At 43.5% G+C, this 24270-nt stretch carries 31 protein-coding genes; 13 read left to right on the top strand and 18 right to left on the bottom strand.

The window, feature by feature from the left end:
• Positions 1-45 precede the first annotated feature (45 nt).
• The gene (locus ACZ1GZ_RS10530; RefSeq protein ID WP_472664832.1) at positions 46-978 is read right to left on the bottom strand and encodes an aldo/keto reductase; all 933 of its coding nucleotides are present in this window, start codon (positions 976-978) and stop codon (positions 46-48) included.
• 164 nt (positions 979-1142) lie between these two features.
• Between ACZ1GZ_RS10530 and ACZ1GZ_RS10525 the strand changes: the two genes are divergently transcribed.
• A complete protein-coding gene (locus ACZ1GZ_RS10525; RefSeq protein WP_472664831.1) occupies positions 1143-2159 on the top strand; it encodes a Gfo/Idh/MocA family protein in 1017 nt (338 codons plus the stop codon).
• A 4-nt stretch (positions 2160-2163) separates the two neighbouring features.
• On the opposite strand, the gene ACZ1GZ_RS10520 is transcribed toward ACZ1GZ_RS10525, so the two are convergent.
• Together ACZ1GZ_RS10520 and ACZ1GZ_RS10515 are read right to left on the bottom strand one after the other, a co-directional pair.
• Positions 2164-2880, bottom strand: a complete 717-nt coding sequence (locus ACZ1GZ_RS10520; protein WP_472664830.1) for a deiodinase-like protein — start codon at positions 2878-2880, stop codon at positions 2164-2166.
• Positions 2880-3344, bottom strand: a complete 465-nt coding sequence (locus ACZ1GZ_RS10515; protein WP_472664829.1) for a MarR family winged helix-turn-helix transcriptional regulator — start codon at positions 3342-3344, stop codon at positions 2880-2882. The genes ACZ1GZ_RS10520 and ACZ1GZ_RS10515 overlap by 1 nt, the downstream gene beginning before the upstream one ends.
• Before the next feature lie 117 nt (positions 3345-3461).
• On the opposite strand from ACZ1GZ_RS10515, the gene ACZ1GZ_RS10510 reads away from it, so the two are divergent.
• Together ACZ1GZ_RS10510 and ACZ1GZ_RS10505 are read left to right on the top strand one after the other, a co-directional pair.
• Positions 3462-4076, top strand: a complete 615-nt coding sequence (locus tag ACZ1GZ_RS10510; RefSeq protein WP_472664828.1) for a trimeric intracellular cation channel family protein — start codon at positions 3462-3464, stop codon at positions 4074-4076.
• 12 nt (positions 4077-4088) lie between these two features.
• On the top strand, positions 4089-4688 hold the full coding sequence (locus tag ACZ1GZ_RS10505; RefSeq protein WP_472664827.1) for a sugar O-acetyltransferase: 600 nt from the start codon (positions 4089-4091) through the stop codon (positions 4686-4688).
• Between the two features lie 14 nt (positions 4689-4702).
• Here ACZ1GZ_RS10505 and ACZ1GZ_RS10500 read toward each other — a convergent pair whose 3' ends face one another.
• Complete coding sequence (locus ACZ1GZ_RS10500) at positions 4703-5332, bottom strand: helix-turn-helix transcriptional regulator (protein ID WP_472664826.1); 630 nt, start codon at positions 5330-5332, stop codon at positions 4703-4705.
• Between the two features lie 79 nt (positions 5333-5411).
• Between ACZ1GZ_RS10500 and ACZ1GZ_RS10495 the strand changes: the two genes are divergently transcribed.
• The 3 genes from ACZ1GZ_RS10495 to ACZ1GZ_RS10485 all read left to right on the top strand — a co-directional run bounded on the left by ACZ1GZ_RS10495 (position 5412) and on the right by ACZ1GZ_RS10485 (position 6974).
• Complete coding sequence (locus ACZ1GZ_RS10495; RefSeq protein WP_472664825.1) at positions 5412-5837, top strand: hypothetical protein; 426 nt, start codon at positions 5412-5414, stop codon at positions 5835-5837.
• Complete coding sequence (locus ACZ1GZ_RS10490) at positions 5834-6259, top strand: DUF6855 family protein (protein WP_472664824.1); 426 nt, start codon at positions 5834-5836, stop codon at positions 6257-6259. The genes ACZ1GZ_RS10495 and ACZ1GZ_RS10490 overlap by 4 nt, the downstream gene beginning before the upstream one ends.
• 151 nt (positions 6260-6410) lie before the next feature.
• Entirely contained in the window at positions 6411-6974 is a 564-nt protein-coding gene (locus ACZ1GZ_RS10485) for a pyridoxamine 5'-phosphate oxidase family protein (protein ID WP_472664823.1), read from the top strand.
• 349 nt (positions 6975-7323) lie between these two features.
• On the opposite strand, the gene ACZ1GZ_RS10480 is transcribed toward ACZ1GZ_RS10485, so the two are convergent.
• Entirely contained in the window at positions 7324-8217 is an 894-nt protein-coding gene (locus ACZ1GZ_RS10480; protein ID WP_472664822.1) for a DMT family transporter, read from the bottom strand.
• Positions 8218-8816: 599 nt separating this feature from the next.
• Between ACZ1GZ_RS10480 and ACZ1GZ_RS10475 the strand changes: the two genes are divergently transcribed.
• The 4 genes from ACZ1GZ_RS10475 (at position 8817) to ACZ1GZ_RS10460 (ending at position 12347) form a co-directional block, all read left to right on the top strand.
• Entirely contained in the window at positions 8817-10313 is a 1497-nt protein-coding gene (locus ACZ1GZ_RS10475; protein WP_472664821.1) for a methyl-accepting chemotaxis protein, read from the top strand.
• 387 nt (positions 10314-10700) lie between these two features.
• On the top strand, positions 10701-11297 hold the full coding sequence (locus ACZ1GZ_RS10470; RefSeq protein ID WP_472664820.1) for a YceI family protein: 597 nt from the start codon (positions 10701-10703) through the stop codon (positions 11295-11297).
• 139 nt (positions 11298-11436) lie between these two features.
• Complete coding sequence (locus ACZ1GZ_RS10465; protein ID WP_472664819.1) at positions 11437-11811, top strand: c-type cytochrome; 375 nt, start codon at positions 11437-11439, stop codon at positions 11809-11811.
• 158 nt (positions 11812-11969) lie between these two features.
• Positions 11970-12347 carry a c-type cytochrome gene (locus tag ACZ1GZ_RS10460; protein WP_472664818.1) on the top strand — a complete coding sequence of 126 codons (378 nt, stop codon included), beginning with the start codon at positions 11970-11972 and terminating at the stop codon, positions 12345-12347.
• A 13-nt stretch (positions 12348-12360) separates the two neighbouring features.
• On the opposite strand, the gene ACZ1GZ_RS10455 is transcribed toward ACZ1GZ_RS10460, so the two are convergent.
• Positions 12361-13431 carry a fatty acid desaturase family protein gene (locus ACZ1GZ_RS10455; protein WP_472664817.1) on the bottom strand — a complete coding sequence of 357 codons (1071 nt, stop codon included), beginning with the start codon at positions 13429-13431 and terminating at the stop codon, positions 12361-12363.
• 166 nt (positions 13432-13597) lie between these two features.
• On the opposite strand from ACZ1GZ_RS10455, the gene ACZ1GZ_RS10450 reads away from it, so the two are divergent.
• Entirely contained in the window at positions 13598-14227 is a 630-nt protein-coding gene (locus tag ACZ1GZ_RS10450) for a glutathione S-transferase family protein (RefSeq protein ID WP_472664816.1), read from the top strand.
• Positions 14228-14241: 14 nt separating this feature from the next.
• Here ACZ1GZ_RS10450 and ACZ1GZ_RS10445 read toward each other — a convergent pair whose 3' ends face one another.
• Positions 14242-15576 carry a hypothetical protein gene (locus tag ACZ1GZ_RS10445; RefSeq protein WP_472664815.1) on the bottom strand — a complete coding sequence of 445 codons (1335 nt, stop codon included), beginning with the start codon at positions 15574-15576 and terminating at the stop codon, positions 14242-14244.
• Positions 15577-15652: 76 nt separating this feature from the next.
• Entirely contained in the window at positions 15653-16654 is a 1002-nt protein-coding gene (locus tag ACZ1GZ_RS10440; RefSeq protein ID WP_472664814.1) for a GlxA family transcriptional regulator, read from the bottom strand.
• 123 nt (positions 16655-16777) lie between these two features.
• Here ACZ1GZ_RS10440 and ACZ1GZ_RS10435 point away from each other — a divergent pair, with 123 nt between their 5' ends.
• The gene (locus tag ACZ1GZ_RS10435) at positions 16778-17968 is read left to right on the top strand and encodes an MFS transporter (RefSeq protein WP_472664813.1); all 1191 of its coding nucleotides are present in this window, start codon (positions 16778-16780) and stop codon (positions 17966-17968) included.
• Positions 17969-17973: 5 nt separating this feature from the next.
• On the opposite strand, the gene ACZ1GZ_RS10430 is transcribed toward ACZ1GZ_RS10435, so the two are convergent.
• Both ACZ1GZ_RS10430 and ACZ1GZ_RS10425 read right to left on the bottom strand, forming a co-directional pair.
• Positions 17974-18324: a VOC family protein gene (locus tag ACZ1GZ_RS10430; RefSeq protein ID WP_472664812.1), complete on the bottom strand. Its 351-nt coding sequence runs from the start codon at positions 18322-18324 to the stop codon at positions 17974-17976.
• Positions 18325-18347: 23 nt separating this feature from the next.
• A complete protein-coding gene (locus tag ACZ1GZ_RS10425; protein WP_472664811.1) occupies positions 18348-18884 on the bottom strand; it encodes a DUF4269 domain-containing protein in 537 nt (178 codons plus the stop codon).
• 343 nt (positions 18885-19227) lie between these two features.
• Here ACZ1GZ_RS10425 and ACZ1GZ_RS10420 point away from each other — a divergent pair, with 343 nt between their 5' ends.
• Positions 19228-20034, top strand: coding sequence for a MipA/OmpV family protein (locus ACZ1GZ_RS10420; RefSeq protein ID WP_472664810.1), 807 nt, complete (start codon positions 19228-19230; stop codon positions 20032-20034).
• Between the two features lie 25 nt (positions 20035-20059).
• Here ACZ1GZ_RS10420 and ACZ1GZ_RS10415 read toward each other — a convergent pair whose 3' ends face one another.
• The 8 genes from ACZ1GZ_RS10415 to ACZ1GZ_RS10380 all read right to left on the bottom strand — a co-directional run bounded on the left by ACZ1GZ_RS10415 (position 20060) and on the right by ACZ1GZ_RS10380 (position 24123).
• Positions 20060-20662 (bottom strand): DsbA family protein, encoded by a 603-nt coding sequence (locus tag ACZ1GZ_RS10415; RefSeq protein WP_472664809.1) that lies wholly within the window; start codon positions 20660-20662, stop codon positions 20060-20062.
• A gap of 88 nt (positions 20663-20750) precedes the next feature.
• A complete protein-coding gene (locus ACZ1GZ_RS10410) occupies positions 20751-20942 on the bottom strand; it encodes a hypothetical protein (RefSeq protein WP_472664808.1) in 192 nt (63 codons plus the stop codon).
• A 28-nt stretch (positions 20943-20970) separates the two neighbouring features.
• Positions 20971-21336, bottom strand: a complete 366-nt coding sequence (locus ACZ1GZ_RS10405; protein WP_472664807.1) for a hypothetical protein — start codon at positions 21334-21336, stop codon at positions 20971-20973.
• A complete protein-coding gene (locus ACZ1GZ_RS10400; RefSeq protein WP_472664806.1) occupies positions 21333-21539 on the bottom strand; it encodes a hypothetical protein in 207 nt (68 codons plus the stop codon). Before ACZ1GZ_RS10400 ends, ACZ1GZ_RS10405 begins: the two co-directional genes overlap by 4 nt.
• A gap of 4 nt (positions 21540-21543) precedes the next feature.
• A complete protein-coding gene (locus ACZ1GZ_RS10395) occupies positions 21544-22215 on the bottom strand; it encodes a lysozyme (RefSeq protein WP_472664805.1) in 672 nt (223 codons plus the stop codon).
• Between the two features lie 52 nt (positions 22216-22267).
• A complete protein-coding gene (locus tag ACZ1GZ_RS10390) occupies positions 22268-22804 on the bottom strand; it encodes a hypothetical protein (RefSeq protein WP_472664803.1) in 537 nt (178 codons plus the stop codon).
• Positions 22805-22813: 9 nt separating this feature from the next.
• Positions 22814-23422 (bottom strand): tail fiber protein, encoded by a 609-nt coding sequence (locus tag ACZ1GZ_RS10385; protein WP_472664801.1) that lies wholly within the window; start codon positions 23420-23422, stop codon positions 22814-22816.
• 215 nt (positions 23423-23637) lie between these two features.
• Positions 23638-24123 (bottom strand): hypothetical protein, encoded by a 486-nt coding sequence (locus ACZ1GZ_RS10380; RefSeq protein WP_472664800.1) that lies wholly within the window; start codon positions 24121-24123, stop codon positions 23638-23640.
• Positions 24124-24270 lie beyond the last annotated feature (147 nt).

The raw sequence follows: 24270 nt of genomic DNA, 5'->3' as shown, positions 1-24270 counted from the left end.
ATTCAATTTGTAGCTATGTTGAAAAATCTGCAGCGCCTATCTAAATCAGGCTTCTTCCAATCGATCTGTAGCTGGCGCTGGTGTCATGCTCAAGGCTGATATTTCATCGTAAATCTTTGGTACTAAGTCATACTTTTCAGCCGCCAATGAGGGAATAAGCTGATCTATCGAACGAGCCGAAATGATCGGTGATGGATTTGCTTTGTGTGCAGCAACCCAAGCAACAGCTAGAGTTGCAGGCTCTGCTTCCATGCCTGCGGCTAATAAAGATAATTCAACAGCGGCTTCATGCATCCAGGCTTGATCATAGCGCGCTTTATAACGCTCATCTTCAGTTAAGCGCCCCGTCCCGCCTGTTGCGTATTTTCCTGTTAAAAGCCCACCGCCCAATGGCGAATATGGAATGATTTGAATATCTTGATCTTGGCATACCGGGAATATTTCAACTTCAGCCTGGCGCTTAACAAGCGAATACATCGGCTGCACAACATCAATTTTTGTCGACATGGATCGAGCAATGTTTTGCGCCTTCATAATTTGCCAGGCGGCATAATTGGAAACACCAATATATCTGATCGCACCTTTTAACTGCAGTTCAGCAAGCGTTTCAAACGTTTCTTCAAGTGGGGTCTCTTCATCAAAGCGATGCATGTATAAAAGATCAACATTGTCATCATTGAGCTGCTGCTTACACATTTCAAATTGATTGAGAATATTGGTCTTTGAAGCGCCGCCGATATAGCCCACTTTTGTCGCGATAAACAAATCATCACGATCCTGCTTGATAAAACTACCTAATATCTTTTCCGACGCGCCACCATTATAACCAACAGCTGTATCAAAATGATTGATCCCAGCTAAGCGTGCGCCTTCAAACATAAGCTTGCTCTGAGCAATATCAGCTTTGCCACCAAACTGCATCGAACCAAATGTAAGTCGAGATAATTGGGTGCCATTGCGTGTGAGCAATTGTGTCATAAAATTCTCCTGAGGCGAAGCCAGTAACAAGATTAAATGACAGTATCATGTCAGAATATGCAAGTGCATAATAACAGGTATTGTGGTTTAAAAAGTGTGATTTTTATAAATTAAAAAAACTGATATAAATGTCTGATTGTTTATCGATTCAGCGGGAGAATGACATGCTTAGATGGGGAATTTTATCAACAGCCAAGATTGGTGTAAAAGATGTTATCCCGGCGATCCTTCGGTCTGATAATTCAACTGTTACTGCCATTGCCTCACGCAATTTGTCCCGTGCGCAGGACGTTGGAACCCAATTTAGCATACCCCATGCTTATGGCTCATATGATGAATTGCTTGCATCTGATGAAATTGATGCGGTTTATATTCCGCTGATCACGTCAGACCATGCACATTGGTCCATTGAAGCGGCTAATGCCGGCAAACACGTTTTGTGTGAGAAACCAATTTCGCTTCATGCAGATGAAATCCACGCGATTATTCTTGCCGCAGGTCGCAATAATGTAACGGTCTCCGAAGCGGTTATGATCACCTATCATCCGCAATGGCTGAAAGTTCGCGAATTATTAGCAGGCGGTGCAATTGGCACACTTACCCATGTGCAAGCAGCATTTTCATTCTTTAATGATGATGCCTCTAACATGCGTAACATTCCGGAAAAAGGTGGTGGCGCATTGCTTGATATTGGTATTTATCCCGTTGCTGCAACGCGATTTGCGACAGGGCTAGAGCCGAGCAAGGTCATGTCTGATATTCGCTTTGATCCTGAATTTGGCACTGATACCCATTCCATTAACCGCATATCCTTTGATGGCTTTGAATTATCAATGTATGTCTCAACACAAATGGCGTTGCGCCAAGCGATTGTTTTCCATGGCGACAAGGGATGGATCGAACTATCAGCACCATTTAATGCAGGAAAATATGGTGATGACACCGTCACTTTGCACAATGTTGATCACAGTGAGATACAAACATTCCGTTTTGCAGACATCAATCAATACACTAAACAGATAGAAGCCTTTGCGCGTCACATTAAAGGTGAAAAACAACCAGATGGGATCAGCATCTTGTCTCTTGAAAGTTCATTGGGGAACCAGCGCGTCATTGATGCTTTGTTTGAAGCTGGTAAAACTAGCGGATGGGTAGACGTTGCAAAGGGTAAGAAAACATAAGCGCTTAGCAACGCATATTACCATCGACCATTTTCGAACTATTGAACAGTAAACGTAGATTTCGTTTGATGATGTTTTGCCAAAATAAATATGGCAAACCTTTGAAGAAATCAGAACGAGAACCCGAACCTGCTCGTTTTAATGTGCGCAATAATACAGATGGAGTTGAAGGTCTAAAATAGCTCTTTGCGCGAATAGCTCTTCCTTCAATAAGCGCGCTTAACGCTTTTCGAGTGGCAATCTCATTGTTCCAGGCAGAGCGATAAACCACGCATCCATGCTTATTGATAATAAATACCGCATTTGGCATCGAGCCATAGGCCTTGTGCGCATTGCCCTCGATATCATCAACTATGATTGTGCGTTTTTCACCGTCTTCATCGCGCAAAAGCTGAGCACAATTTAGCTTCGCGTCAAGATTAGCATGCATGGGAATACCTTGTCCGGGATGTGCTTCGCGAACATATAAAACCACATTGGACACATTGGGAAACTCATCTTGCAGGGTCATCATTTTATTACGGCGCGCTTGAAATAATGGACAGGTGATTGAGCCAAGCTCAAGCACCAGATAATCCCCCTCAAAATCAAGCAGATCTTTAGGGTTTCCATTCGCATCCATCAATTCAAAATCAAACGCTTTGTCTCCAACTTGTGGACCATTTGAATTTTCAAAATCATAATCGCCGGTGGAAAAATTATCGTAATTATAGTCACCCATTATTTTGCTCCTTTTGATGTTTCAACTGTGTCGTCTGATAATAAGTTATCTGTCATGAGGCTGAGAGTTCTGACAGTTATCTCAATATCTTGTGCAGAGATCCCTGCAACTGCAGCACTGATCATATCGCGCGCAATTGGCACGAGATCTTGCTTGATAGCCTCGCCCTTATCACTCGTTTTAATCAGCACGCGTCGACGGTCTTTCACATCATGATCTCGGATCACCAATTCTTTCTTGACCATCTGATCAATTAAACGCGTGATCGTTGTGCGATCTCGAAATGTCACCTCAGCTATTGCAGAAGGTGTTTGCTCGCCCTTTTTCCACAAAATTAGCAATATTGCCCATTCCTCGGCGCTGATTGAAAGCCCCTTCTCGTCAAACTTTTGCGACAAAGTCTTGCGGGTTAAAAAGCTTAAGCGGTTCACCCAATGAAGTGGAATTTTTTCATAATCAATCATAATATGTGTATTCTACAACTATTGCATAATGCATGTCAAATTTGATAATCAAAATGCCTTGCGAGGTTCACCCCTCACAGATAAGCTCACGCATGTTTTGCCGAACCGGGGGAGAAAATGGCACCACTTGATACAATTTTAATCTTGCTGACTGTCGTCGCGACGGCTGTTATGGCCGCGTCTGGTGCATTGCAGGGTGTTCGACAAGGGTTTGACCCCTTCGGCACCGCAGTGCTTGCAGTGACCACAGCTGTGGGCGGTGGAACGGTACGGGATTTTCTGATCGGCGCAACACCTGTATTTTGGATGGAGGATATGACATATCTCCTCACGGCAATACCTGTAAGCTTGGCAGCCCATTTCATCGGCCGCCAGTTAAAAGAAGGCACAGGCAAGCGCGATGCATTGTTGCAGTATTTTGATGCGATTGGTTTGGGGCTGTTTACTTTAGTTGGCGTGCAAGCTGGATTGGATGCACAATTGCCATTCCTTGCTGCGATCATTCTGGGCTGTGTGACAGGTGTTGTCGGCGGCATGATCCGCGATGTGTTGTGTGGTCTAACGCCAACAGTATTAAAACAAGATCTGTATGCAACGATCTCGCTAATCGGCGGCTTGTTTTACATACTATTGTTAAATTATGCACGACCTGAGCTGAGCTTGATTGCCGCGTTTTTATTCATGGTCATCCTGCGTTTTTACGTGATTTGGCGACGCACACATCGCGCTTAAAAAGGAAATCAAATGTCAAATAGGAATTATGAGGATATGATGGCTGGGCGCGCCCATAGCGGCGGCGATGCTTACTTGTTCGAGCTTAAGCGTGAAGCGGCCAAGGCCAAGGAGAAATTGGATGCCATTCCCAATGATGATTTTAAAGCGCGGATAGAAGCGAACAAGGATCTATTTGCTGAAGGCAGCGGCCCAGCAATTGTATTATCGCCGTTTAGCATTCAATATGGCCGGCATGTGAAAATCGGTAAATGGAGCTTTGTCAATTTTGGTGCAACCTTCCTGGATGGCAATATGATCACATTGGGTGATCATGTTGCTGTGGGACCAAATGTGCAGTTTATCACCGATACCCATCCCCTAAGGCCTGAAGATCGTTTCGGCCCACCAAAAGAAGGTAGTGAATTACCCTTTAGCGTTGTCAATTATGCCCACCCAATCACCGTTGAAGACTATGCCTGGATTGGTGCAGGCGCGATCATATTACCTGGAGTGACGATTGGCCGAGGCGCTGTTGTAGCCGCAGGTTCAGTGGTAACGAAAGATGTTGCATCGCGGATGATTGTGGCTGGCAATCCAGCACGCGAAATCCGCTCAGTTGATGATGAGTAATGCGGCATTTAGCGCTATTCAAAACACTTGGCTGAAATATTTAGATCTCCGCAATTCTCTAAAGGAATAGGCGCATCAGGTGATAATTGATCAACAATTGACCATCCATCTGCGTGATTGATCAAAGCTATAGGGTGAATGGCACGTGGCTCGGTAGAACGGGCTTGAATGCGCACAATGTTTTTACCAGTGATAGCGTTTGAAATTGCAGCAATGCGCGGATCGGGCTGACTAACTTTTTCTTCCTCAAAACGGATTTTGCTCTGCATCTCCTGCACGATATGGCGAGATCTGTCGGGCAAAGATTCAATCAATTTACGACGTGCTGAACCGCCTGCTTTAGCTAATCCAACCGCATCGAGTTCCGGGGTGGGCTTTGTCAATATGACCGCAAGCGCCCTTGCCTCATCAAAGGAAAGCCCGGTCAAACGTGTGCGATAATTAAATCCAAGCTCGATCCCGCCTTGATTGCCTTGCAATACAACAATGGGCAGTCCTGCTTCTGTCATTGCGTCAACATCGCGTAAAATAGTTCGGCGCGTGACCTCCAACTCCTCGGCAAGTTCGAGCGAAGACATCCGCCCTCTATTTTGTAGCAAAAGCATAATTTGCAATAATCTAGCTGCACGCAAAAAATTCACCATTATTCAAATATGACATAAGATGTCATATAAGAGTGTTTATATGGTTGGGTCAATTCAACTTCGAAATTAGGAATGAACGGTGAAATATAACGAATTTAGCAGTATGATTGACGCAGACCCAAACACAATTTGGCAAATACTAACCAACAAGAATACGCTTGTTGAGGGCGATGTGGGCGTTACTCGTCTTGAAGGTGATATTCGCCTAGGTAACAAGATCAAACTCTGGGCTGAAGTGGGTGGTGACCGCGCTTTTCCCATCAAAGTCATAGAGATGGATCACAAGCGCAAAATGGTCTGGCAAGGCGGAATGCCATTTGGGCTTTTTAAAGGTACTCGTGTTTTTAAACTGACTGAACGAGATGGCGGAACCTTTTTTAAACTACGGGAAGATTACACGGGACCAATGGTGCCGCTCATCTGGAATTCAATGCCAGATATGGCGCCTTCCTTTGAGAAATTCGTGCTTGGGGTCAAACGTTTGGCGGAGGCGAAGTCATCATGAATATGATTACCTATGGCACCGGTGAAGAAGATGATCCGTGGATTTTAAAAACTCCGCCACGTAGCTCTGAGTATCAGGCATGGAAAGGCATGACGAAAGATACTCCCGCACTTGTTGTTCAGGTGGGTAAAACCCAATTATCGTATCAATTACGCGCCATTGAAGATTTGCACCAGATGTTGCTAGATCATGGCGACTGGATGCTTTTGGGAAACGCTGATGAAGGCAAACCCGTGAAAGACAATACCGTTGAAGCATGGGCACGATCCGATGCAAATCCAGTTTGCGGGTATTACGGTCTTCGCAAAGGATATCGCGGGCGGTTTGCCAATTATGTCCCACCGGTATTGGAATTGTTAGGCCTTGTTGAACTTGAACATAATGCGCGAAATAATCGCGTCAGAGCGCTGGTTCAACGGTGATGCAAAATATGACGTCACCAATTGGATTGAGACGTCAAAATTGTTTATGTGATATGCGCTAATTGTCAGATTAATCGGCGTATATCACTGTGTTATTTTGGCAAATCGCATAATATGATCTTCCCTACCAATTGTTATTCAGGATGTGATCATGGCGAAGGACTTTCCTAAACTGGAAGAAAAACACAGTGCATTTATCAAACGGCAACATATCTTTTTCACAGCTTCTGCCGCCAAAGATGCACATATAAATCTTTCGCCACGCTCAACTGACTATTTTAAAATCGTCGATGAAAACGAGGTCATTTATCTCGATCGTACAGGATCTGGGAATGAAACAGCTGCGCATATGATGGCAGATGGTCGAATGACCATTATGTTTTGCGCGTTTGATGGCCCACCGCAAATCCTGCGTTTATATGGCACGGGTGAAATTATTCATCGCAAGAGTGAGGAATTTGCAACGCTTTTGGCGAAACATTTAAACAATGATGCGCCAATGGGTGCACGTCAAATCGTGCGATTGAAGTTCCATTTGGTCAAAACATCTTGCGGGTATGGTGTACCTTTATTTGATTACAAAGATGAACGCGCAAGCATCGATAATTGGGAGCAAAACAAAGGGCCAGAGGGCATCTTGGACTATTGGACTGAGAAGAACCAAGTAAGCATGGATGGCTTACCAACGGGCATATTCGATGAGAAGGAAACGTAGCCTTCCTTTGTTGCAGCACAATCGAATGGGTGTTGATTATTAGCTAGTGCCTCATTCCTGCCATAAAATGTGAAGCGATGAGAAGCTTTGGTTACGTTACGTGATTTCGCATTTTCGATAGAATCAGGCATTGTAGTCTCATTCAAAGATGCAACCAGTGAGGTAATCACATGCGTTACGTTCCGAGTTCCCGACATATTTACATTGCGCCGCAAAGTTCAGGTAAAGGCTTTGCAAAGGCATTTGCACTCAGTTTGTTTGGTATTTCAGTACTTATTGTATTGAGCATTTTTAGCTAGTTTCGCGATAAACAGCTCTCATGCCGACAATAGGCTTGCTTAATTTAAGGCTAAGCCTTGCTTTTGCGTGTTGCGATATAAACACCCATCGCTGCAACCGCCATACCCAGCCACGCAAGCGGTGGCATTAACTCGCCTAACACAATCCAAGCAAAAAAAGCGGCAAGTGGCGGCACCATGAAAAACAAAGCCGATACCTTTGCCACATCCCCTGCCCGGATCATCGCCCATAGTAAACCAACACCAATCAGCGATGAGCCCACAACTAACCAAAACAATGATACAGTAAGTTGCCACGTCCAACTCACCGATAGATCTTCAAATATCAGCATAAATGGCAACACACCCAGCAATCCCGCCGCAAAGCCAACGAAATTGGCTGTAACGGGATGATGAGATGTGCCAAAACGCTTTTCCCACAGTGAAGCGCTGGTAATCCCCATCAACGCCAAAAATGCAAAGGTGAAGCTGATAATTGTTGGCGGCTCTATATCTGAACGCGCCAAAATCACAATGATTGCGCCCATCAAACCAAATACTAACCCCAACCACTGTTTAAGCCCAACTGTTTCGCCAGACCAGCGTGGCGCAATAAGCCCAACCAAAATAGGTTGTAGTGATAATAATAGCGATAAGGTCCCCACAGCCATTCCAGAATTAAATGCCATATAACAAAATCCGAAATAAACCGCCTGCATGAGCAACCCGACAATTGCAAGATGCGCCCAATCCATCGCGGTTTTTGGTAATTTTGGCCGCAAGACCAAAAACAATGCCGCCATAATGAGAACAATGAGGCCATAGCGGAGCACCAAAAATGTAAATGGCTCCACAAATCCGAGACCAAATTTTGCTGCAACATAACCTGTTGACCATACAAACAGGAATATAGATGGTGCAAACACCAGCCATAAAGGTTGGTCTGATTTGTTTATGTGTGTCATCTGCGCCCCTAGTCGACAAGCATACCAGACGTTGATGAGTAGATTAAATCGTATCGCTGATCAAATGATTCTTTTGCGACCAAACTGGTGTGTGTAAATGAGCGACTAATCTTGCACCATTTCATTCTTCTCGTTGAAGGTGTTCCGGCATTTGATTTTAATCAGAATAAATCACCCTGCGTCATTTCAACCTAGCTTAAAACAATACACACTCTGATAGAAAATCATTATCGATATTTCTCAAGATTAGTCGCGAAAATCGCTATTATTTTCGGTAAGAAACTCTGCAAAATCGGTGGATGCATTTGATAACAGACACATAATCTGCGCGTTTCTATACAATTTTCCACTACGCCAATAAATTCAAGTATTAAGAAATTTATACTTGAGATATTAAATAAATAATTTTATATACTATTAATACCAAAGATAACTTACGTGTTGTCGTGATTTTACCAAAGCATTTGTTAACCTAATAAGTTCAATTTAATAGAGCAGATTTTACAACCGATAGAATAGTAAAGCTTGCATACTAGTCCAACATTGTATAATTCAACTTATAGGCGAAATGCTGAAAAATTGCGAAAGAAATTATGAGCATGAACAAGACAAATTCCTTGGATGAAAGAACGAGTTTCATCAAGTTCGGCCAGCGAGAAAAAGATGCACTTGTAAGCGCAAAAGCTGTCATCGATAATGTGCTAAGTGATGTCCTTGACGAGTTTTATGTTCAGGTTTCAAGCTATGAAACGACGTCGTCATTCTTTCAAAATACAAGCCACATGGATGGCGCAAAAAATGCGCAAATCACCCACTGGCAGAACATAACAAATGCAAAATTTGATGCAGGTTATGTCGATGCTGTCACTCGCATTGGTCTTGCGCATGCGCGCATTGGCCTGGAACCACGGTGGCATATCGGCGGCTATGCCTTGCTAACATCGGGCATCATAGACGCTATCGTGAAGAACGAGTGTAAAAGCTACTTCAATCGCAAAATCGCCGACGAACTTTCTGCAAAAATCACAAGCGTTGTCAAAGCGTCAATGCTCGACATGGATTATGCAATTTCAGTTTATCTTGAAAAATTGGCTGAAGAAAAACGCATTGCAGAAGATGCACAAGCCAAACAAAATGCAAAACGCGATGAAGCATTAGCTATCTTCTCCAACGCCTTGGAACAACTTGCAACGGGTAATCTTGAAGTACGTTTGAGTGAGCGTTTGCCGGCTGAATTTACCGAGATGGGAGCTGCATATGACCAAGCCATGGATCACTTATCCCAATCTCTAGGTGCTGTTCGTCACGCGACAAATTCAACACGCGAAAATTCGGCGAATATATCAAGTGGTGCGCAACAGCTTGCAACGCGTACCGAACAACAGGCCGCCGCATTGGAGCAAAGTTCAGCATCTTTGCATGAGTTAACGCAAAGTGTGGCAGTCACTGCGCAAACAGCCGTTGAAGCGCGCGAGACAGTTGTGAATGTCAAAACAGATATTAACGACGCAGAAAAGATCATGAATGAAGCGCTTAGCTCAATGAGCGGCATTGAATCATCATCTAAACAAGTGTCGAATACCGTTGCTATTATTGATGAAATCGCCTTCCAGACTAATCTTTTAGCTTTAAATGCGGGGGTGGAAGCAGCTCGGGCTGGAGAAGCAGGCAAAGGCTTTGCGGTTGTCGCGCAAGAAGTGCGCGAATTGGCACAACGTTGCTCAAGTGCAGCGAAAGAGATTGCGGAGCTGATTAAAAACTCTAGTAAGCAAATCGAGCAAGGGGTTGTACACGTCACCAAAACAAGTGAATCGCTCACGAAATTCGTTACTGACGTAGAGGATGTTAATGTTATTATAAGTCGCATAACTACATCAGCGAATGAGCAATCAACAGCATTAAATGAAATTAACTCAGCAGTAGAGAATTTGGATCAAATTACTCAACAAAATGCGGGTATGGTAGAAGAAACCACAGCAGCAACTTCCGCTTTTAGCGAAGAAGTAGCCGAACTGGTTAAAGCCATGTCTGGATTTAAAACAGGTATTGATGTTTCGGGTGAAAGCTCCGATTATCAGTTTGAGAAAACGGGATGACAAACGGGCTATAAGAAAACTTGTCATTCAGAAAATCTCAATGTGATTAGCGACCATGAGCATTGAGAGGAGGCTGGGGTGCACCCCGCAATACCCCAGCCTCACACTCACCCTCACATGTTGTACTTAAACAACGTGTTCTGAGACGTAAACTCACTTATTTTACGTAAGTTTAGCATTTAAATCCTTTAAATTTTGACCGGATACGTGAGGGCGTATCCGGTTCTTTTTTGTTTTAAAATCAGATACTTTCACCGAATTCGAATTTTTTTCAAAAAATAATCGAATAATTCTCTGAGCTTTAGCGTTCACCGAATAATCGCACTGATCTAAATGTAGCAAATGATGAAGACATTTGATCTTGCGAGCTAACTCGGAGGAGAAAAAATGTTTTACAAAAATCTATTCGCAAGTGCGGCAATCGGAACTGCAGTCATATTATCGAGCGGAGCGGCAATGGCCGGCGGTCATGGCGCATGGACATCCGTGAGCGAGCAATCCAGCATTGCCTTTGGCTCAATCAAAAAAAATGTAGCGGGTGAAGTTCACCATTTTGAAAATGTGGCTGCAACCGTATCCGAGGATGGGAAGGTTGAAATCAAAATCGATCTGACATCGTTAGAAACCAATATCGACATTCGCAATGAGCGCATGGCCGAACATGTTTTCAATGGTGGTGCTGAGGCAACAATCACCGGTGAAATTGATATGGATGAGGTAAAAGACATCGCCCCGGGTGATACAGGGCTTGTTGATATTGAAGCAACTTTATCCCTTGGAGCGGTTAGTGTTGATATCGAAGCTGAAATGCTTGTCGCACCGCTATCCCCTTCCCGCGTGTTGGTAACCACATCTGATTTCATTTTTGTATCGACTGCAGATCTAGGTGTGGAGGAAGGTGTTGATGTGCTGATGAAGCTTGCAGACCTTTCCGGCATCACGCGTACTGCACCTGTATCTGTACGTATGGTTTTCGAGAAATAAATTAGAAATGCTCCTAATTAGCTCCGCCCGGGCTAATTTGGGGCGCTAGAGGTGGTCATTGTGCGATCTGACCACCTCGCTCTCCCAAAAATCCAACCATTTTCCGATCGTATGGCAATTCGATTTCAAAGGTAACATCATGAAACTCATAACAATTACTCTTTCTACTTTGCTGGCACTAAATGTTTCAGCGCTCGCGGAAGGTGACATTAAAAAAGGTAAAAAAGTCTTCAAAAAATGCGCCGCTTGTCACACAGTTAAAGAAGGCAAACACAAATTAGGACCAAGTTTATTTGGTGTTTTTGGCCGGACTGCTGGCAGTGTAGAAGGTGTGAAATATTCTGACGCCATGATCGCTTCGGGCATTGTGTGGGATGAAGAAAACATGCGCGAATTTCTCACCAAACCGAAAGACTATATCAAAGGAACGAGCATGGCTTTTGGCGGTATTAAAAAGGAAAAACAAATGGATGATTTGATCGCCTATATGAAAGATAAAACCATCGCGGAATAGCTAAATTATCCGAATATTTTATGCAGTCTTTGATGCAAATCAATTTTATCTACCGTTACTGTTGTTAGATACATTCATGGGCGTGCGACAATAATCTCTCTCGAAGGCGCCTAGAAATTGAAATAAGTATTTTGCATACTTAAAAACGAGGTCGAACGATGAAAATTACTATGCTTGCACTTAGCGCACTTCTTGCTATCTCCACACATGCAATGGCAGAAGCTGACGTCGCAAAAGGTGAAAAAGTCTTCAAAAAATGTGCAGCTTGCCACACGCTTGAAGAGGGAAAAAACAAGGTTGGGCCTTCTCTTTATGGTGTGTTTGGTCGTGCAGCAGGCACATTGGAAGGTTATAAATACTCAAAGGCGATGATTGAGTCTGGCATTGTATGGGATGATGAGAGCATGGATGGTTATTTAAAAAAACCACGCGCATTCTTAAAAGGCACGAAAATGGCCTTTGCTGGACTTAAAAAGGACGAGCAGCGCGCAGATTTGATCGCATTCTTGAAAGAAAAAACCACCCCTTCGGAATAAATTAATACTCAGATCACATTTGAGGAAATTTGCAGGTGTATGGTTTTGCCCCAATGGGCAATTGCGGAATGAGATAATAATTGACGTTATTAAGCTGCTTTAAAAGTACTGGCCACATTTGCATGTAGCCATTTAAAATTGACTTATCTGGCGTTGGTAAATCATGTTTGATCAAGTCATGCAATGTTGGCAATTTGTGATAAGGCACCATTAAAAACATATGATGTTCAATATGATAATTCATGTTCCAATAGATAAATCGACTAATTGGGTTCATCATCACAGTGCGCGTATTGGCGCGGTGATCGGTTACATTTTCAGCCAGACCACCATGTTGTAATAACCCGGTTAATACATGATGCCAGGCTCCATAAAGACGCGGTAAACCAATCAACATAAGTGGTAAAACAGACGCAGTTTCAATACAGCCCACAAGCACCAGAGCATAAATTGCAATCCATATGCGTGCGGCTAATACCGCGTTTTTGACCTGCCCTTGCGGCACGAAAGTCTTTTGCGAAGTGTTTAAACCGAAAACCCCGATCTGGCACATGTCCTTTATGCCATTTATGCTATCCAAGACACCAAAGAAATTGAGGGCTATGCGCATTAAGTCCGCTGGTCGCATCAAAGCAATTTCAGGATCGCGCCCAACCACAACGGTATCAGCATGATGTCGGGTATGCGACCAACGCCAAACCACAGGGTTTCGCATCATCATAAAGCATGCAATGTGATAAACACTTTTATTCATCCATGATGTTTTAAATGCAGTGCCGTGACCACATTCATGCCAGCGACTATCCCCGGCAGAACCATACATAACACCATAGATAAAAAGGAATGGGACACACCACCAAGTTCCCCAAGTTTCAATCGCACCTAACCCAGATATACCAAGCGTTAAAAACCAAATGGCTGTATCACGAATGGCGGGGCCATCCTTGCGCTGCATAAGCAGTTTGAGCGTTTTCTTGTCGATATCTGTTCTATACCATCTGATATGATCCAAACCTTGTTCAACAGCTCGCTTTGCAGCTTCACCTGTTAATGAATAATCTAGCTTTGTCTTCATCCCGCTCATAAAACAGGAGCCTATTTTGAGGGTTTAACAGTGTCAATATCTACCGTGGGAGACATTAATTGAGACGCGTTAACGCCCTTGCCGTTATGTTAAACAGATAAATCGGCTTTGCGTTTGCCAATCTATTTGCCATAGTGGGGTATTATTTTATTTGCGGGAGGCACACATGATTACACTTTACAGCTGGTCCACACCCAATGGGCGTAAAATTTCAATCGCATTGGAAGAAATGGAATTAAGCTATAAATCTGTCTCCATCGACATTGGTAAAGATCAACAATTTGCACCAGAATTTCTGAAAATTGCACCAAATAACAAAATTCCAGCCATTACTGATGGCAATTTTGCTCTATTTGAATCCGGCGCCATCTTGCAATATTTGGCTGCAAAAACAGGGAAATTTTCACCCGATTATGGCACGCCCGAATATTGGGAAATGACACAATGGTTGATGTGGCAAATGGGGGGCTTTGGCCCAATGATTGGTCAAGCACACCATTTCTTGCAGTTTAAACCCGGTACATCGGAATATGCTGAAAAACGCTTCCACTCCGAAACGAAGCGACTTTATGGCGTTTTGGATAAACAACTTTCGCAGTCAGAGTTTTTGGTCAGCGAATTATCCATAGCTGATTTTGCTATTTGGCCCTGGGCTTCGCGTTTTGATTACCACCGCATTGATCTTAATGATTATCCAAATGTTTGCCGCTGGTATAAACAACTCGCCGCACGGCCTGGATTTATAAAGGGGTATAAGGTTCCAAAGGATACCGGCGCCATTCCGATGCCTGAGTGAATTCTAGATTAAATTTATCTTGATACCGTTAGAAATGGATTATTTGTTGACGCCGCGTTTGCTATTTCACAAAATGTTTGTGCAAAATGATACGTCGTTGCATAACTTCTTTCGACGTTCAGAGAGTTTGGACTCAACCTAATTTCTACGGATGTATAATCGGAACTATCATTGAATAGAGGAGGTTCCGATATATGTGCAAGATTATAAACAATGCTCTCAACGCTCTGGTTAGGCATCACCATCATATCTGATTCACCACGCGGCATGTAAAAAGACTCGTTTAAAGTACTAAGTTTTCCCGGCAGTCCATTTAAAATACTCTGTACGACTACTAAATTACAGTTCTTACAAAAAAAGTTTTCGATAACAGATCGTTTAAAAACGATTTCCGCATTCGACTTTAATTGTGTATAATAAGGAAGATCAATGTCATCTGACACATATAGATTTTCAAGCTCAATTATAGTATCCGGCGGCACATCATCAACTTGATCTAACACACTCAGAGCAGCATATTTGACCGCTGAATCTGTGTCCCGTAATAGAACTTTCAATGATCGACGCAAATTGAGTGCAACAGAGCTTTCCTCTGCGAGCAATCTAATCGCTTCGATCTCGGACGGATTTGCAGGTAGTTTCAATTCTATTGACTTAAAATTTGCGTTACAAGATCCTATTGTTTCTGGGTAGTCCTCTAAATTTGGCTTAACTATACCAGCTGAACGAAATCTTTCCCGTAGATTCGACACCATATTAAGGCCTGCTAGAGCGTTTTGTGCTACAAGTTGATCAGTCTGACCTTGCAGCAAATCATTCTGTGCAATGAGTTGATTTTTCTGATCTTCCAACAAATTAGTTTGCTTTTCAAAATGTTGGGTTTGTTGTTCAAGTTTTGTATTTTGAGTTTCCAACTTCTTATTTTGTTCAAATAGCAGCACAGTACCTGTAAATGCTCCAAACCCCACCAACAAAGCGACACAGGTATTAATAACCCATTTATAAAAACCAGACCATGTATACCAAGCCACTCCCGCACCAACGAGATTACCAGAATGAGTAATCGTAGCTTCTTTATTATTATCAGCAATTGCTGCGATAGTATTCATTGCCTCCTTGGATAAATCCTGAATTGAGCTTCTAGCACTTCCCGTTATTTTCCTAAGAATACGATCTCGATAAAAGACCATTGTTACCAAAACTAAGATCCCGCATATTAACAATCCCATAATGAACGCAACCATTTGTTCAGCATAATTCTGTGCTACACCCCATGCGCTAAGAAGTGCAGGAACCAACAGCATCACAGCTACAAAAAAGCCAATCCAAAAATTTGTGTGTTTCTGCATATTCAACCTCCAACAGATAGGCTACGCCTGCAGTATTTAACACACAAGTTTAAGTTTTAAATACCCACAACTTCCCTCACCCAAACCCTTTCACATAATCCTGCAACGTTACGCCCAATCGGCGTTTAAATGCCCTGCGCATACGTTGCACATCGCCAAAACCTGACAAGTTGGCGACTTGTTTGAGCACAAATCCTTGTGACAGAAGCTCGCGCGCTTTATCAAGCCGGACTTGTTCGACGAATTCCACAGGTGTGAGCGCAAACTGATTTTGAAATTTGCGTGTTAATGTGCGTGCGTTCATAGCCGTGAATTTGGCCATCACATTCAAAGTCCAAGAAAGCGTTGGCTTATGATTGATTTCTTCCACGAGGCGGGCCATTGCGTCCTTACCAGATGACTTGGCCTCATATTGCTGAATGAGGTAATTTGAAAACTGACTTTGACCACCTGAGCGCTTTAAATAAACCACCAGTTCTCGCGCAACATCAAGTGCAGCCTTTGCACCTAAGTCTTGCCCAATAATAGATAGAGCTAAATCTATCCCTGTGGTAACCCCAGCTGAGGTATAGATTTTTCGGTTATCATCGTAAGGAGCGATATAGATTTTATCTAAATTCCAATCAACTAATGGAAACTGTTCTTTGCTTTGTGCCTCTCGCCCCCAATGTGTGGTGGCTTCCATGCCATCTAATAAACCTGCATCGGCAAGCAATAATGCACCTGAACATATTGATATAATACGGTTATTTTCAATAGATTGCGCATATAAGTTGAAAGCTTTTTGCAGTTTTGGATTTGAAAAATACTTATCAACGCCATAACCACCGGGCACCAACAGATCGTTGATAATTTGTTCTGCACCCAGCGCGCCATCGGCTTGTACACGCATACCACAACATGCAATCACAGGGTTGCCATCTAGTGAAAGGTAGCGATGTTTATAAGCAAATTTATCTTTAACAACGGCTGATGAAAACGCCTGAACGGGACCCGCAACATCTAAAATATTCATACCATTATAGATAAAGACATCGATCAGACGTGGCTCTTGCATATTGTTTAGCGAGATGATCATTTAAACGTACTTTACTCGTCCTAGATTAACGTATTTTGTCAATATTTGATTGCAAATATCAATTTAAGACAAATTCATGATCGATTATAAGAGTGTTGTCAAATTCAATATAAGGTATTTAAAATGACAGGCGCATCGGCAATTTCACAACGCGGCAATATCGATTTTATTCTCATCTTGATTGCTAATGCGATCTTGGGTGCTGCAATGCCAATGCTCATTGTGCTTGGTGGATTGGCCGGATTGATGCTCACACCCTCACCTGCGCTTTCAACCTTGCCTTTTTCGATGGGCATGTTGTCTGGTTTGTTTGCTGCGGCTCCATTGGCTTGGTGCATGGGCAAATTTGGCCGCAAACTCGGATTTACATTAGGTGCTGTTCTTGCCGCGCTGGGCGGCATGATGGGTGGTGCTGCATTAATTTACGGGCAATTTTGGCTGTTGATACTTGCGCATATAAGCTTAGGTGCAGCGCTTGCCGGTTTTCAATATTTCCGTTTTGCCGCTGCGGAGGTTGTTTCAGAATCTTGGCAGCCCGTCGCGATTTCGCTTGTTTTATCCTCGGGTTTGTTCGCGGCATTGATAGGCCCAGAGATTTTTGTTCAAACGAAAGATCTCCTTGCTCCCATTTCCTTCGCTGGCGCTTATTTTGCAATTATCCCACTTGCAATTATCGGCGTTCTACCGGTCTTGTTCACACGCTTTGCAACAGTAGAGGTAAAGGATGATACAAATGCGCAAAACGTGTCCATTCGCGATGTTCTTTCGCGTAAATCCGTTGCACTAGCGGTGGCTGCAGCTTCGGTATCTGGAGGCATCATGGTTTTGCTTATGACACCAACACCCCTTGCTATGGTTGCTTGCGGGTTTACCGATGCCAATGCAAGTGATGTCATCCGCTGGCATGTGATTGCCATGTTTGCACCAAGCTTTGTCACCGGCCTGATCATTAAACGGTTCGGTGTCAATAATGTCATCATGGCTGGGTTAGCGTTGTTAGCTGTTGCAGCGGGACTTGCGATTTCAGGAATTGAGATTCACCACTTTTATTCAAGCCTAATCATTTTGGGTGTGGGTTGGAATTTTGGCTTTATCGGCGCAACAAGCCTGCTTGCGATCTCTCTCAAGCCGCATGAGCGCGCTAAAATGCAAGGGGTTAATGATACATGTGTAGCGCTTGCTTTTACACTCGCCTCATTCTCATCAGGTGTGCTTGTTACCACGTTCTCTTGGACAATTGTCGCCATGAGTGCATTACCAATCTTGGCGATCATGATGCTTGGCTTGATGATGCTACGTAAGGAAGCTAGCTAATTTGGCTAGGTATGCATCAATACATTGATAAGTTTGCCGGTGGGATCACGAAAGTAAAAACGGCGCACGCCCCAAGGTTCATCGGTGAGCTCATATTCAATCTCAATGTCCATTGTTTTGGCGCGCGCATATACATCTTCAACATCATCAACTTCAATTGAGGCATCGGGAACGGGTGTACCAGATCCGCCTTCGCTTGCGATACTAAGCTGTATCGGAGCGAGTTCGCCGGACGTAAGTGTTGCTATCCAACCCTGATCCATCGCAATGTTAAGCTCGAACAGCTCAATATAAAATTGCTTCACATCGTCTACTGAGGACGTCGCGATATCGAATACAATGCGTTTAACTGCCAATTGCTTTCCCCTTTTATGGCCATTTACGATGCGAAAGGTGATGTTAATTTGACAATATCATCATCGGGCCACATCTCCAATTCGAGTATGGCTTTATAAGGATCCCCTTTAAGCGCAAGAAGCTGGGCAAATGCGGGCTCGGTTTTGACACCACTTTGCTTGAGTGCAATAATTTTAGGCCTCAAATCAGGACATAAATTGAGCAGGCGTTGTTCGATGTAAAAATGCCGAACTCCCCATTGCTCAGGAGTTGGCAGAGTTTGGCAAAACAATTCAATGTCCCAATTAAGCGCGTGAAATTTCGCCACCCAGGCGGGTTCGCTTAGATGCTTAACCTCATGCATTTCGAACCTGTCATGATGGCTAAACTTTGCTTTTACAAACTTTTTAAAATCCATCAATTCTGGCGCCCTACATGCAATATCAATATCGCTTCCCCTGATCGCAATACCAAGCGGCGGGGTGCCAATTACCACCGGATCAAAGTCAGCTAAGGCTTCCATTAAATCCAATTGCTCAACCACTTGCTGATAGTTTAGCTTGAAATCTGGATGGTTCATTGAACTAAAACTTCCCATCAATTGGAGTGTCTAATCGGTCATGGTGATTAATGGACAAAGACTTCGCAAACAACGCGGCTAGTTTTCAAAAGTTTATTGGTTGGGTTACCCCCTAACCACCAAATCATTATGCTAAGTTAGATTATTTTAAAAGATATTTTGCCTTAACCACCCAAAACCACACGCCTTTATATTAATACTTCGTTTACCAAAGAGCTTCAAAACTATTTAAAATACGATCTATTTCTTTCATAGTCTCGTAACAGGTGCATATGGTTAGCACCCCCATATCCATACAATCGGCGATCTATGCGCTGTATGAATGATCGTTACTGGAGTTTTCATGTCGAACTTAAAATCAATTGCAATGAGCACAAGTCTATTGGTCCCAATGATGTTTGCCAGCGCGCAGGTCGTGCACGCCGAAGGGCTTTCATTCAGCTTTGGCGGGATGGCAGTTATTGCACCCAAATATGAAGGCTCTAAAAGCTACAAAGCGATTGGCTTTCCGCTTGTCATCCCTCATTCAGCCTCAGACGCTGAAACCAGCTCATTTGGTTCGCGCATTCGCTTTAAAGGTCTTGATGATATCCGGTTTAATCTCCTAGGAGCTGACGGGTTTGAATTTGGACCAGTTGCAGGTTATCGCGGTGGGCGAGAGCAAACAGATGGTAATCTGCTTGGTGGCCTAGGAGATATCGATGGCGGGTTGGTCTTAGGTGGCTATGGTGCTTATACAACAAACGGATTTACATTTGACGCGTCCTATGTTGATCAGCTTACCGGTGATGATACAGGCGGCCAATTAAAGCTGGGTGCATCGACGAAGCTTGCTTTATCAGAAGCTGTTGAAGTCACAGCAGGTATTGGCGCAACCTATTCATCAAATGATTATATGGACACGTTTTTTGGCGTATCATCAGCGCAAGCTGCAACATCAAGCGCGGGTTTAACAGCATATGATCCGAGCGCAGGTTTTAAAGATGTCAACTTTAGTGTGTCATCTGACATTGCCATTGCACCAAAATGGACGATGAAACTGGGTGGCAAATATTCTCGCCTTATTGGTGATGCAGCTGATAGCCCAGTGATTGAAACCAAAAACCAATTTACTGGGTCCGTCGGACTATTGTATAAATTTGGGCATTAATGATTGGAAAATAAATCTGGGGCGCTTAACGCCCTGCCCAATTGAGCGCTTGTTCTAAGCGATCATTGCCCCAAAACAATTCACCATCTTGTGTGATGAAACTCGGGGCACCAAACAAACCGATATCTTGCGCCTCTTGCGTTGCGCTGCGCAATTTATCCTTCATGTATTGATCTGTTTTCGCTCGGGCGAGTAATTCTACGCCTGGTTGGTCAAGCTCGTCCAATACCTTGATGATCAATTCATCTGTGATTGAAGCACCTTTAGTGAACTGTGCAGAGAAGATTGATTTGATGAATTGTGTGACCCAAGGTTCAGCTAATTTTTCATTGGCAATACGCGCCGCCAACAACCCGTTTTGTGGAAATGGATCTGGCTTGGTAAAGGCGGGTAATTGGTAATACTCCGCTTGGCGTTCAAGATCACGCCATACATGTCTGCCCTTTACTTCAAATACATTAAACGGTGATGTTTCCAGCCCTTGAGATTTAAAGATGGGCCCAAGTAAAAACGGGCGCCAGATGATCTTAACATTCTTTTTTGCCGCAAGCGCTTCAATTCGCATGGCGGCAAGGTAGGAATAGGTCGATGCAAAATCGAACCAAAATGCGAGTTTTGGAGTGCTCATCTGGCAATACTAACACGATTGCGAACGTGGTGAAAAGGATCATGCCACCTTTATAGAGGGATGAATTTATCAGCACCATTTTCGTGGTTTATCGATCCGCTTTGTGGTCAATTTTATCCTCTAGGTTTTTCAATGCGGAAAGAATTTGTTGAAACTGGTCATTGTGGTTTCTCGAGCGTTCCTCCAACACCATAACACGTGCGCGCAGCATAAAGTGAGAACCTGTGATGCCAACGACAAGCACAAGAAAATACATGAAATCTTTGATGGCAATTTCCATTCTTGCAATCCTCTCTTATCAAAATGCGCTACAAACGCTTTTCAAACGGTCGGGTGAGAAAATAAGCACCAAAAACTATCATTTGTAATTGCCAAAAATACGGTGATAACGGATCCGTTGACCCCCATTTCAAAACTTTATCCCAGACAATGATTTTGAAATTGTAAATGACAAATGGCGCTGCAAATGCTGGCCTTATCCATCGGGTGATCATGTTTTTCTGTTCTGCAATCAAAACCGATTGCAGAGCTTGTAACTTATTAATCTGCTGATCCGCTTCTATGCGTGCATGGTCATTTTGTGCAGACAATTTAGCCTGATAAGCGTTGTTTATTTGCGCACCGAGTTCCCTAAGCGCTCCACCTGTTAGCCAAGTTATAATGTGCTCAATCATGATTTTCCTAAAGGTGTTGTTGTGATAGTGCGCAGATATAAATTTACCAGCGCAATCATGATGGCATATTTTGCTTCATAACCATCGGGCAAGATATCAATCATCTCATTCATTTCCAAAACAGGCATGATGGTGAGCAATATGTTGACAGTAAAAGTGCGAAAGCCTTTTACCGCTCTCATAAGCTTGATAAAATGATTCATATATTCACTTTAACCCATTGAAAAAATGTGCAATATTCTTCCAAAAAACCAACCCCGCAGCTGCTATTATCGGAAGCGTTAAAAACATAGAATGCATTGTTTTTGCCGCTTGATTTGATTGTTTTTCATACAAGAGCGCAGTGGCATCTGATGCTGTAAAAACCGGAAGGGTTACGCGTTTACCACTTGACCAAAGCACTTTTCCTTTCCCGGTAGCTTCGTAGACAGTGACGATACCATCGCTTGAATATTTCCCATCAAAAAACAGATCGCATTCTGCTTGACGGCGCGGGATTATTTCTCGTGGTTTTCGCCATTTCATAAATGAATGACGCGCAGCCTCATCTTCTTTTCGATTAAACTGCCGCACCCAAGAAGCGCGATGAATGCCACCGGTATTAAAATCGAATGATACCGCTGCATCAAATTGGGTTTGTGATAATTTCCGCGTAAACGCTTTTGCAACACGCGCTTCAAACTTTTTGATATCCTGGGCAAATATTTGCATGATTTGCTCAAGCGATAAGTTTCCATTTATCTTCAACGGATCTGGGGAACCGGCGTTTTTTGTATGGCCGATACCAATGGTCCAAATACCGACGCTATCTTTGTATTTAGACATGACAATGCCTTCGTGGGCGGCAATTTCAGCCAACCCTCGTTCTGAGGTTTTCATTATTTTCTCCGGAATTTTCGGGGATTTGTGCGGGGTAAAAAACGCCTAAATTTTAGTAATTAAAGTCGCTTGCTAGAACAGCGTCCATGCGTGTTTTTGTGATTAAATCAGCGCTCACTAACGCTTGCATACCAACAATTGTGTCCGGATGATCAAGGCTAAATTGTTTGCCGCCTATGGCTTTGTCGTACCATAATTTTACACTTGGGTCTGTCTGTGTGGCTGCGACAATTGCAAGTTGCTCATCATCTGTGAAAAACGTCATAAAGTCCCTAAATTCACCAATGCGTTTTGAAACAGCTGAAATTTGCGGCTGCTCAGACAACGCGTGCTCTGGCATGGTTTGCCCCAGTTCTGTAATGACATGATGGGAACTGTCATCCAACCAATATTCTGCGCCTCTGAAATCTTCTTTAAAGAACCACTCTTCGCCATTAAAAACTGCTGTTTCATTATCACCAGATCCTGGTGGCATTTTTGTTGTCGCATGCGCGGGCATTAAAAATTCACCAGGTTCCAACGGGTTAGCATCTGCTTTTGATGCTCCCAAAAACTCGCCAGTTTGCGCATGAAAATTATATATATCCATAAATCACCCTTAGTATTTTATGCAGGCCAGCATGGCCAGATTGCGCGGACGCGTTTCGCTGCCACCGGTTGCGCTAGCACGCCAAATATCGATATACGCCTCAGTTTTATTAATTGCGTCAGGCGTATACGTGAAAGTTGCATCAACTGTGTTGGTTCCATAATTGGTACCATGAGTGTGCCCTGGTGGCCCTGTTATCGTGTGTGAATGCGATTGCAGTTGATAACTTTGAAAAGAAGCCAATACGCGGGAAGCATCCACCCCTCGCCCATCATCCAAACCGCGAATAAACTCACCCCGAAGGTCCGGCAACTGGAATGTGGTTGTTCCATCACCCGAGCCAAAAAGCGTCCCAATTGATGAAAACAATTGCGCATAGCTTGCGCGCGATACCAGTGCGCCATTTGCTTTGAGCCATCCAAGGGGCGCATTTTGCATGGCAAAAAAAGCAACCTGGCCAACCGTGTTTGCGCTTGTGACCAGATCAGTTTGTGCAAGATGCGCCATAATCGTTCTGGCGCTAAGATCAACATAGCCATCGACCAAAACACCATTTAAAGCTAAATCTGAATTTTGGTTAGGGTCACTGGAATATTCAGTAATCGTGCTTTTGCTCATATGTTCTCCTGTTCAGCCAATTGAGCTCTGACTTTTTTTAAAAAATGATCGCAATATATGTTGAGCCGGTATTGGAGCGTCACCAGCTTTTGTTTGCCGCAATGGTTTGTGGCAGACCCTTAGCTAAAACGGAGCGTGCGAGCGCCGCTTTAAGCCAATGAGTGCGTCATGGACGCAAACCAATCTAATGTGGGATCTCAATGAAGAAGCGCGCGTTAAGCTGTGTTTTTGTCGTCTTGATCGGTTTTTGGAACTTCGACATCCAAGACCGAATAATCATAGCCATGGTCATAATTGAAAAAGAAATGACCAAATGTGCGAACACATAGATAAAAGAAGTAGGACATAATTACGGCTAAAGTCATCTTGCTATAGCGCAACCAACCGCGTTTTTGTCGTCGCGCATCATGCAACATGGCATGAAGAAACAATCGATCATAATGTTGACGATGGGTTTCAGTATGCCCCATGCGATAGCCAAAATCGTGATGGCGCCATGATGCGTCCTGAAAAAACCAAGACACCCAATGGGTAATGATATATCTCAGCCACTCAGGGAACCAATCCGGCCCCACGCCGTTGCCAAAAGCTTCTTGCTGCTCGGGGGTTAAATCAAAAAAACAAGGCCGATCACGCAATTCACAATTTTCAACATCGTGAAGCACTTGTACAAAATCATGATTAGCTGATTTATCGCTCATATTTTCCTATAGTCCACCCTTGCGCAACAGTTAGACTGCCATGTGGCTGCTGTACAACTAAAATTTTGGTGATCGGACGTTATTCATAGGTTCTGCGCATATACACGCGAACCGCTATGGTTACATATATATCTCATTTGACCTGTT

Source organism: Lentilitoribacter sp. JB5-8 (assembly GCF_055693385.1).
This window is presented reverse-complemented; position numbering and strand designations above follow the sequence as displayed.